A 2,126-nucleotide genomic window follows, 5' to 3' on the forward strand; every position below is an offset into this window, starting at 1 on the left:
TGCGCCGGGCGGCGTCGCCGGACCCGGCGCATGTCCGGCTGGCGGGACGCCTGGCCGGACGGCTGGCGGTGCTGCGGAGCATGTCGCTGGCGGTGACGCAGCGGCTCAACGAGGGGGCCGACGCCAGCCTTGCGGCCGTGCTGGTGAAGGACCTGGGCACGGAGTTCGAACAAGCCGTGCCCGAATGGATAGGCCAAGCCCTGCGCGCGGACGCGGGCCCGGCGCCTGACGAGGTGCTTGCCCGCACGCTGGCTTACCTGACGCTCATCAACCCGACCTTTTCGCTGCGCGGCGGCACCCGCCATATCCTGCGCGGCATCATCGCGCGCGAGCTTGGCCTGCGCTAGGGCCCATCGACACCTGAAGGAGGGCCCCATGGCGGCATCCATCCAGCAAGACCTGTACGACGAATTTGCACGCGCCCTGGCCGGCTTGTGCCCGCCGGAGCGGGCCCGCGAGATCGAAGCGCAGGGCGGCGCAACCGACCCGGGTAGCCTCGCTGCCCGCACCTGGCAGGATATCGACGCGCTCGGGTATGTGGACGCTTTGACGCCTGCGGAACTGGGCGGCGCCGGATTGTCGCTGGCCGATGCCGAGGGTCTGCTGCGGGCCGCGGGCGCGTTGGCGCTGCCTTACCCACTGGCCGACACCATGCTGGCGCGCGCCGTGTTGCGCACCAGCGGCCAGACCGTGCCAGAGGGACCTATTGCATTGGCCCAGGCGCTGCCGGGGCCTCGCGGGCTGCGCTGCGTTCAGACTCCAGGAGCCGGGCTGGCGCGCACGCTGCTGGTCCAGCGCGACGGCTGCCTGTTGTTGCTGGCGGCGCCGGCTGTATCCGATCCTGGCTTGTTCCGGCCGCTTGCCAGCGCCGCACCCGCATGGACGGACTCGCCGCCTGTCCTCGGCCGTATCGCCTTGCCGGACGACGCCGTGCAGGCGTGGCGCAACGCCGCCGACGCGGCTGGAATCGCGGGCGCCATGCAGGCCGTGCTCGACCGCTGCATCGCCTTCGTGGGCGAACGCCAGCAATTCGGCAAAGCGCTGGGGCGTTTCCAGGCGATCCAGCAGGAGATCAGTGTGCTGGCGGAACAGGTGGCATCCACCGCCATGGCGGCGCGACTGGCTTGCTCCAGCGGCGCCATGTTTCCCGACGCCACGCTTGCGGCGTGCGCGCGGCTGCGGGCAGGCGAAGCCATTCCCGTCGTTTGCTCGCTGGCGCATGCGATTCACGGGGCGATCGGGATCACCGAAGAGCTGGTCCTGGGCCTCTACACCAGGCGGCTGCATGAATGGCGCGCCACCGGCATGAGCGAAGACGCATGCGCCAGCCTGATCGGAACCCGGCTGCTGGCCAGCGGCAGTCCGTCGATGCTGGAGTTCGTGCGCGGCGTCATGGCGGCCGTGCCGGCGGATAGCGATGCCGACGCGGCGCGCGTCCTCACGTAGCGCGAGGCGGGCCTCTTTTTTGAATCCCATGCAACCGAGGTAATCATTCATGCCCTCCAGTTCAGATCCCGTCGTCATCGTCGGCGCGCAGCGCACACCCATCGGCGCCTTTCAGGGAGCCTTGTCGCACTACACCGCGCCCCAGTTGGGCGCGCACGCGCTGGCGGCAGCCATGCGCCAGGCAGGTCTGCCGTCCGATGCGGCCCAGGAGGCCTTGATGGGCTGCTGCCTGTTTGCCGGCCTGGGGCAGGCGCCCGCGCGCCAGGCCGTGCTGGGCGCGGGGCTGCCGACCACGGTGCAGGCGACCACGCTCAGCAAGATGTGCGGCTCGGGCATGAAGGCCGTGACCCTGGCGCACGACATCCTGCGTGCCGGATCGGCGGACCTGGTGCTGGCCGGCGGGATGGAATCGATGAGCAACGCGCCGCATCTGATACCCAGGGCGCGCCAGGGATACCGGTTGGGCGACGGGCAGTTGCTGGACCATATGTACCGCGATGGCCTGCAGGATGCCTATGAAGGCCATCTGATGGGGCACTACGCCGATCTGGCCGCGCGCGAGCACGGCTTCAGCCGCGCGCAACAGGACGCTTATGCGGAGCAGAGTGTGCTGCGGGCTCAGGGCAGCGTCGCGGCAGGGACGTTCGCGGCCGAAATCGCGCCCATCGCGGCGCGAGCCC

General features: G+C 70.4%; 2 protein-coding genes and 1 pseudogene. All 3 read left to right on the forward strand.

Annotated features, from left to right (window positions below; genetic code table 11):
• Positions 1 to 347: pseudogene (locus VIR09_RS21590) on the forward strand (acyl-CoA dehydrogenase); the annotation flags it as partial.
• A gap of 28 nt (positions 348 to 375) precedes the next feature.
• Complete coding sequence (locus VIR09_RS21595) at positions 376 to 1,446, forward strand: acyl-CoA dehydrogenase family protein (protein ID WP_332014711.1); 1,071 nt, start codon at positions 376 to 378, stop codon at positions 1,444 to 1,446.
• Between the two features lie 49 nt (positions 1,447 to 1,495).
• Positions 1,496 to 2,126, forward strand: a 631-nt coding sequence (locus VIR09_RS21600) for a beta-ketoacyl synthase N-terminal-like domain-containing protein (RefSeq protein ID WP_332014712.1), incomplete at its 3' end; no start/stop codon positions are given.

It is taken from the genome of Achromobacter sp. (assembly GCF_036567245.1).
In the GTDB taxonomy this organism is placed as follows: Bacteria; Pseudomonadota; Gammaproteobacteria; order Burkholderiales; family Burkholderiaceae_B; genus Achromobacter.